Consider the following 7,956-nt stretch of genomic DNA (forward strand, 5'->3'; position numbering starts at 1 on the left):
GGTAGGTTAGCGTACATTTTAGCGCCGGAGTATGTCTGGTGCTCATATCGCCGTAAACGCTTGCATTGTGAAGCGCAACACTCCTGCGCTTTAGGAAGTCGCCTTAGCAATCTGGGCGAATAATGGATAACGTCTAACCCGTGACCACTTCAAGCGAGGCGACACGTACAAGGGCAGGCGCATCCATGGATGAAGATTTGCGGTTCGGACGGATTCCCATCACCAAGGTTTCGCCTGTGGTTGAGGGCGGAACCTTTCCCGCGAAAGCAATTCCAGGGTCGGACATCGTGGTGGGGGCCACGGTATTCCGGGAGGGACACGACCAACTCGGCGTATCAGCCGTGCTGCTCGATCCCGAAGGGGAGGAAGTACAGCGCGTTCGGCTCACTCCGCTGGGAATGGGAACAGACCGCTACGAGGGCACTCTCCGACCTCCCGGCGTCGGCCTTCACTCCTTCCTGATCGAGGGGTGGGGTGACCTGTATGAGACCTGGCACCACAATGCGACCGTGAAAATCGACGCCGGAGTCGATGTCGAGCTGATGCTCGAAGAGGGCGCGGAGCTCTTCGCGAACCAGTCCTCTTCGCGGCCGCCTGAAGAGCGGGATCTGTTCCTCGCCACCGCGGAGCGTCTGCGCAACCGGGAACTGCCGATTGACGAGCGCCTCGCCGCCGGGCACTCGGCCGGCATCCGCGCAGCCATCGAGCGTGAGCCCATGCGGGCGTTGGTGACGCCTTCGCGCCCGTACCCCATCCTTGTGGAGCGTGAGGCAGCGGGCCGCGGCTCCTGGTACGAATTCTTTCCGCGGTCGGAAGGTGCCACCTACAACCCCGCCAACGGGCAATGGACCTCGGGCAACTTCACCACCGCAGCCAAGAGGCTGCCCGCAGTCGCACGGATGGGTTTCGACGTCGTCTACTTCCCGCCGATCCATCCCATCGGTACGGCGCACCGCAAAGGTCCCAACAACACGCTGAACGCCGGCCCGGGAGATCCCGGTTCGCCTTGGGCGATTGGTGCACCCGAGGGCGGCCACGATGCAATCCACCCGGACCTCGGCACATTCGAGGATTTTGATGCCTTCGTGCAACGGGCGCAGGAACTGGATCTCGAGGTAGCACTGGACCTTGCACTGCAGGCTTCCCCGGACCATCCATGGGTCACGGAGCACCCGGAGTGGTTCACTACGCGGGTAGACGGTTCAATCGCGTATGCCGAAAACCCGCCGAAAAAGTACCAGGACATCTATCCGATCAACTTCGACAATGATCCTGAGGGCATCTACAACGAAGTCCTTCGGATTGTCCTGCTGTGGGTGAGCCACGGCGTACGCATCTTCCGGGTGGACAACCCGCACACCAAACCCATCCAGTTCTGGGAATGGCTCATTGGACAGGTTAACAAGCAGCACCCCGATGTCGTCTTCCTGGCAGAGGCGTTTACGCGCCCTGCCATGATGCACGCCCTCGGCCGCGCCGGATTCCAGCAGTCCTACACCTACTTCACCTGGCGGAACACCAAGAAGGAGTTGGAGGAGTACTTCACAGAGGTCAGCCGGGAAACTGCCGCGTTCTTCCGTCCCAACTTCTTCGTGAACACTCCGGACATCCTGACTGAGTACCTCCAGTACGGCGGACCTGCGGCGTTCAAGGTGAGGGCAGTCCTGGCCTCCATGGCGAGCCCGCTGTGGGGCGTTTACTCCGGGTACGAGCTGTACGAGCACGTGGCCCGGCCCGGCGCCGAGGAGTACATCGACAACGAGAAGTTTGAGTACCGCCCGCGCGACTACGAGGGCGCTGAGGCCCAGGGGCGGAGCCTCGCCCCCTTTATCACCCGGCTGAACGAGATTCGTCGCTCCCATCCGGCACTCGGCGACCTCGAGAACCTCACGGTCCACCACAGCACCGATGAAGCCACTGTGGTCTTCTCCAAGCACAAGGAATGCCTCGGCGAGGACGGACGGGGGAAGGACACGTTGATCGTCGTCGTCAATGTCGATCCCCATAGCGCGCGGGAGTGCACCGTATCCCTCAATCTCGAGGCTCTTGGCCTTGGTGAGGGCGACTGGAATGAGGACGGCACCTTCTGGGTGGATGACCTCATCACCGGTCAAGGTTGGCAGTGGGGAGCCCACAACTATGTCAGGCTGGATGCCCATGTGGAACCGGCACACATCCTTTCCGTCAGGAGGACGCGTTAGTGGCGAACCCGTTTCAGCTGCATGCCCCGGGCCTTGCCCATGACCCGCACTGGTACCGCAAGGCAGTGTTCTACGAAGTGTTGGTGCGCGGTTTCGCGGACGCCAACGGTGACGGCTCCGGCGACTTCACGGGACTGATCGACAAGCTCGACTACCTGCAGTGGCTTGGGGTCGACTGCCTGTGGCTTCCTCCGTTCTTCAAGTCCCCCCTGCGTGACGGCGGCTATGACATCGCCGATTACTACGATGTGCTGGACGAGTTCGGCAGCCTGAGCGACTTCAAGCGCCTGGTCGCCGAAGCGCATGCGCGCGGCGTGCGGGTCATCATCGACCTCCCGCTGAACCACACCTCGGACAAGCATCAGTGGTTCGAGGAATCGCGCACTGATCCGGACGGACCGTACGGCGACTTCTACGTCTGGAGCGATACTGACGAAAAGTACCAGGACGCCCGGATCATCTTCGTTGATACTGAAGAGTCCAACTGGACATTCGATCCGGTTCGCCGCCAGTTCTTCTGGCACCGGTTCTTCAGCCACCAGCCGGACCTGAACTTCGAGAACCCGAAGGTGATCGAGGCTCTGTTCGACGTCGTGCGATTCTGGCTGGACCAGGGAATCGACGGCTTCCGGGCAGACGCCATCCCGTACCTCTTCGAGGAAGAGGGCACCAACTGCGAGAACCTGCCCGCTACGCACACGTTCCTCAAGGACCTGCGGGCGATGGTTGACGAAAACTACCCCGGACGCGTCATCATCGCCGAAGCGAACCAGATGCCGGACCAAGTGGTGGAGTACTTCGGCGATGAGGACGGCGCCGAGTGCCACATGTGCTTCCACTTCCCGATCATGCCGCGGCTCTTCTACGCGCTGCGTGACCAGAAGGCTGCACCGATTATCGAAACCATGGCAGAGACGCCGGACATCCCATCCGGTGCCCAGTGGGGGACCTTCCTCCGTAACCACGACGAACTCACCCTCGAGATGGTTACCAACGAGGAGCGCGAGGCCATGCTGGGGTGGTACGCGCCCGACTCGAGGATGCGCGCCAATATCGGTATCCGGCGAAGGCTTTCACCGCTGCTGGATAACTCCCGGGCGGAGGTGGAACTGATCCATGCCCTGCTCCTGTCGCTGCCTGGAAGCCCGTTCCTGTACTACGGCGACGAAATCGGCATGGGTGACAACATCTGGCTTGAGGATCGTGATGCCTCACGTACTCCGATGCAGTGGAACCCCGACAGGAATGCCGGGTTCTCCACGGCTGATCCCGGAAAGCTGTATCTGCCCGTGGTTCAGTCGCTCGTGTATCACTACAACCACGTCAACGTTGAAGCGCAGCTTGCAAGTTCGAGCTCGCTGTTGCACTGGATGCGGCAGATGCTTGCGGTACGCCGATCGCACCCTGCTTTCGGTCTTGGCTCCTATCGAAATGTGCCCACCGAGGCCGAGCCCGTATTGGCCTTCATTCGAGAAGTCCCGGCGGGAAACCCCGAGGGCGAGCAGCCGGAAGTCATTCTCTGCGTGTTCAACCTCTCCCAGCACCCGGTAGCGGCACGTCTGCACCTGCCCGAGTACTCCGGCAGAGGGCTGCGCGATCTCTTCGGCGGTACACCGTTCCCGGCCTTCGCCGAGGACGGCAACCTCACCTTGACGTTGGGCAGCCACGACTTCTACTGGCTGCGCCTGCGTTCGGCGAGCTCCAATGTCGCGTCTCCACATACCGAAGCCATCCCCGTAATTCCTATTTCGGAGGCAGTACAGTAATGGACACATCGACGTCATCCCTTCCAGACCTGCTCACAGCCTGGATGCCGAGCCAGCGCTGGTTCCCCTCGAAAGGCAGGGAAATCTCCCTGAGCCGTGTCGGCGGTATCCGGCTTGAGGATCCAACGGGTGAAGCGGGCCTGGAGGTCCACCTGGTCTCGGTCGAATCGGGACGAAGACTCGACGTCGTCAATGTGCCGCTTTCCTTCCGCTCCGAGCTTCTCCCCGGGGCCGAAGCCGGGCTCCTGGGCGAAATCGAGCACGCCGAACTCGGACGTCGATACGTCTATGACGGCACGCATGACCCGGCGTTCGTCTCCGCTTGGCTCGAGCTCATCCGGACCGAGGGCACGACGGCAGACGGCCGAACCACAGCCACGGCGATCGGTGGTTTTGCATCCACTGCCGGGATCACTCCGTCGGCGGACATCTCGGTGCTGGGGGGAGAGCAGTCGAATACCTCAGTCGTTGTCTCTACAGGGGAGACCCCGATGATCCTGAAATTCTTCAGGGTCCTTGCGGCAGGGGAGAGTCCGGACGTGCTGGTAAGCGCGAAGCTCACCGACGCCGGATCTACGGATGTCCCCCAGACGTTCGGTTGGGTGATGGGCAGTTGGCTCGACGGGCGGTCCGATAGCGAGTGGGTCACCGGGCACCTCAGTGTGCTCCGTGAATTCCTTCCGGGCAGCAAGGATGCCTGGCGGCAGGCCATGACCGCGCTGGAGAGAGGGGACTCCTTCGCCACTGAGGCTGGGGAGCTGGGTCGAGTCATTGCGCGAGTCCATACTCAGCTCGCTGAAGCTTTCGGTAGCCGCCCGGCGACCAAGCAGGAGGCGGCCGAGTTCCGGGAGTCCCTGACCAGCCGCATTGAGTGGGCCTGGCGTGAAGCAGGTACCGCCGTTGGTCCGTTTGATGCGGAGATCCAGGCGGTCATCGGTGAAGTTAAGGGACTGAAGAAGCTCCCCGAGCTGCAGCGGATCCATGCAGATCTGCATCTGGGCCAGATCCTTGCAACGAAGGACGGCGCCTGGCTGGTCCTCGACTTTGAAGGCGAGCCGCTGCGCCCAGCAGCCGAACGCAGTGTGCCGGATGTGCCGGTCCGTGACGTCGTCGGGCTTGTGCGTTCTCTTGAGTACGCGGCCGGCGTGGGTGTCCATGACGCGTCAGTTGCGCCGAAGGGCGCCGAGGCTTGGGCCGTGGAATCGGTGTCGGCTTTCCTCGAAGGCTATTCGGCTGAAGCCGGAACGACGGTCGACCGCGCGAGCGCCCTGTTCCGCGCATTGTGGCTTGACAAGGCACTTTATGAGGTGGTGTACGAATTGAGAAACCGACCAGATTGGGTGGATGTACCCGTTTCCGCAGTTCGAAGGATGCTCAAGGGCGGCGGTTCTGCCGAGGAAAAGACAACCGGCCAGGACGCTGATGGGCAGGAGGATGGAACCGCAGTGACACAGGACCAGGTAAACCCCAAGACACCTCTCGGAGGTCCTATCCCAGTGGATCCCGGCGTCCTTCAGCAGGTCTCTGAGGGCTGTTACTACCAGCCGCACGCTGTGCTCGGCGCGCATCTCGACCAGCACGGGCATGTGACGATCCGTACCCTTCGCCGACTCGCGGAAAGCGTGACTGTGGTGACGGGCAGCGGCCGGGTCGAGCTGAGCCACGAGCACAACGGAATCTGGGTCGGCACTGTTGAGCCCGAGCGCCCCGGGCACGTCCCTGACTACCGCTTGGAAGTGGTGTACGACGGCGCGCCGCAAGTGGCGGATGACGCTTACCGTTTCCTGCCGACCCTCGGCGAGATCGACATGCACCTCATCGCGGAGGGGCGGCATGAGACGCTGTGGACCGCGCTCGGCGCACATGTCCGCCGCTATGCGTCGTCGCTGGGCGATATTTCCGGAGTCAGCTTCGCGGTATGGGCGCCAAATGCCCAGTCGGTTCGCGTGAAGGCAGATTTCAACGGCTGGGACGGATCAGTTCATGCCATGCGGTCGCTGGGTAGCTCCGGGATCTGGGAGCTCTTCGTCCCGGGCGCCGAGGCCGGTGCCTGCTACAAGTTCGAAATCCTGGGTCGAGACGGTCAGTGGCGCGAGAAGGCTGACCCGATGGCCCGCGGTACTGAGGTGCCGCCGCTCACCGGGTCCCGGGTGGTCGAGTCCCGCTACGTGTTCGGCGACGAAGACTGGATCCAGGAACGCCGTGCCAAGGACCCGCACAATGGTCCGATGAGCGTGTACGAGGTGCATCTCGGATCGTGGCGTCTGGGCCTGGACTACAAGCAGCTCGCCGAAGAACTGGTCGAGTACGTCCGGTGGCAGGGGTTCACCCATGTTGAACTCATGCCGGTCGCTGAGCACCCCTTCGGCGGTTCCTGGGGTTACCAGGTGACGTCCTACTTCGCGCCGACAGCCCGTTTCGGCCATCCGGATGACTTCAAGTATCTTGTGGACAAACTGCATCAGGCGGGTATCGGCGTCATCATGGACTGGGTTCCGGCCCATTTCCCCAAGGACGAATGGGCTCTTGCCCGGTTCGACGGCGACACTCTATACGAGCACGGCAATCCGCAGCTCGGTGAACACCCTGACTGGGGCACTCTGATCTTCGACTTCGGCCGACGCGAAGTGCGCAACTTCCTGGTTGCCAACGCGCTGTACTGGCTCGAGGAATTCCACATCGACGGGCTGCGCGTGGACGCGGTGGCCTCGATGTTGTACTTGGACTATTCCCGCGAGGACGGTCAGTGGCAGCCGAACCGGTTCGGCGGGAACCAGAATCTCGAGGCGATTTCCTTTCTCCAGGAGGTCAATGCCACCGCCTACAAGCGCGTGCCCGGCATTGTGATGATCGCCGAGGAATCAACAGCGTTCGACGGCGTCACCCGACCCACGTCGCAGGGTGGATTGGGCTTCGGGATCAAATGGAACATGGGCTGGATGCACGACTCGCTCCAGTACATCTCTGAAGATCCGATCAACCGGGTGCACCATCACGGCAAGGCGACGTTCTCCATGGTGTACGCGTACACCGAGAATTTCCTGCTTCCGATCAGCCATGACGAGGTGGTCCATGGCAAGGGGTCGCTGCTTCGCAAGATGCCCGGCGACCGTTGGCAGCAACTGGCCAACGTGCGGGCGTACCTCGCGTTCCAGTGGGCGCATCCGGGCAAGCAGCTGATCTTTATGGGCACTGAGTTTGCGCAGGAATCGGAGTGGTCTGAGCAGCATGGCCTGGACTGGTGGCTGTCCGACACGATCCCGCATAAGGGCGTGCAGAAGATGGTGCAGTCGCTCAACTCCATCTATCGGAATACGCCGGCACTGTATGCGCGGGACAATGACCCGTCCGGGTTCCAATGGATCGACGAGAACGACGGCGCTCACAACGCTCTGTCCTTCATTCGCTGGGATACCCAGGGGAATCCCGTTGTCTGCATCGCGAACTTCTCCGGTTCTCCGCACGAGGGCTACCGGGTAGGTATGCCGTGGGCAGGGCAGTGGACCGAACTGCTCAATACAGACGCCGAAGAGTTCGGCGGCTCGGGAGTAGGGAACATAGGCGCCATCGAGGCGATGGAGGGGGCACACAACGGCCTGCCCGCATACGCGGAGTTGCGGGTGCCGCCGTTGGGCGTCCTGTACCTCACGCCGACGCAGGTTTAGCCCCGCAAACGTCACCCCGGCAGCCGATTTACAAGTGGGCCGCCGGGGTGCTACAGTTTATATCCGCGCCGACGAACACTTCGGATCCGGCCGACATCCACACCTAGCGAAAACCAGCTTCGTTCTGGTGGGCACACAGTGTGGGTGAAGGGTGGATTTGACGGGGTGGGGTTTGGTGGGTAAGTTAGAAAAGTTGCTCCGGAGCGATGATGCGGCCTTGAGGGTTGTGTTTGGTGCCGGGTGCTTCTGTTGTTTGAGAACTCAATAGTGTGCCATGTTTGTTGATACCGATTGTTTTTTGATTGGTTGATTTGCTGGTCATTG

At 61.8% G+C, this 7,956-nt stretch carries 3 protein-coding genes; all 3 read left to right on the plus strand.

Annotation, left to right across the window (positions count from 1 at the left end; genetic code table 11):
• The first annotated feature begins 185 nt into the window (after positions 1–185).
• From AC4D2M_RS14650 to glgB, 3 genes are read left to right on the plus strand one after another with little or no spacing between them, the layout of a single operon-like run.
• Entirely contained in the window at positions 186–2,201 is a 2,016-nt protein-coding gene (locus tag AC4D2M_RS14650) for an alpha-1,4-glucan--maltose-1-phosphate maltosyltransferase (RefSeq protein ID WP_490892629.1), read from the plus strand.
• The gene (treS, locus tag AC4D2M_RS14655; RefSeq protein ID WP_490892620.1) at positions 2,201–3,967 is read left to right on the plus strand and encodes a maltose alpha-D-glucosyltransferase; all 1,767 of its coding nucleotides are present in this window, start codon (positions 2,201–2,203) and stop codon (positions 3,965–3,967) included. Before AC4D2M_RS14650 ends, treS begins: the two co-directional genes overlap by 1 nt.
• Complete coding sequence (gene glgB / locus AC4D2M_RS14660) at positions 3,967–7,632, plus strand: 1,4-alpha-glucan branching protein GlgB (protein WP_490892621.1); 3,666 nt, start codon at positions 3,967–3,969, stop codon at positions 7,630–7,632. Before treS ends, glgB begins: the two co-directional genes overlap by 1 nt.
• Positions 7,633–7,956: the final 324 nt, after the last annotated feature.

Source organism: Arthrobacter sp. TJ-270 (genome assembly GCF_058269075.1).

Bases quoted from the DNA above. Each gene is read 5' to 3' on its own strand.
- AC4D2M_RS14650 (WP_490892629.1), top strand. From the start codon at position 186: ATGGATGAAGATTTGCGGTTCGGACGGATTCCCATCACCAAGGTTTCG.
- glgB (WP_490892621.1), top strand. From the start codon at position 3,967: ATGGACACATCGACGTCATCCCTTCCAGACCTGCTCACAGCCTGGATG.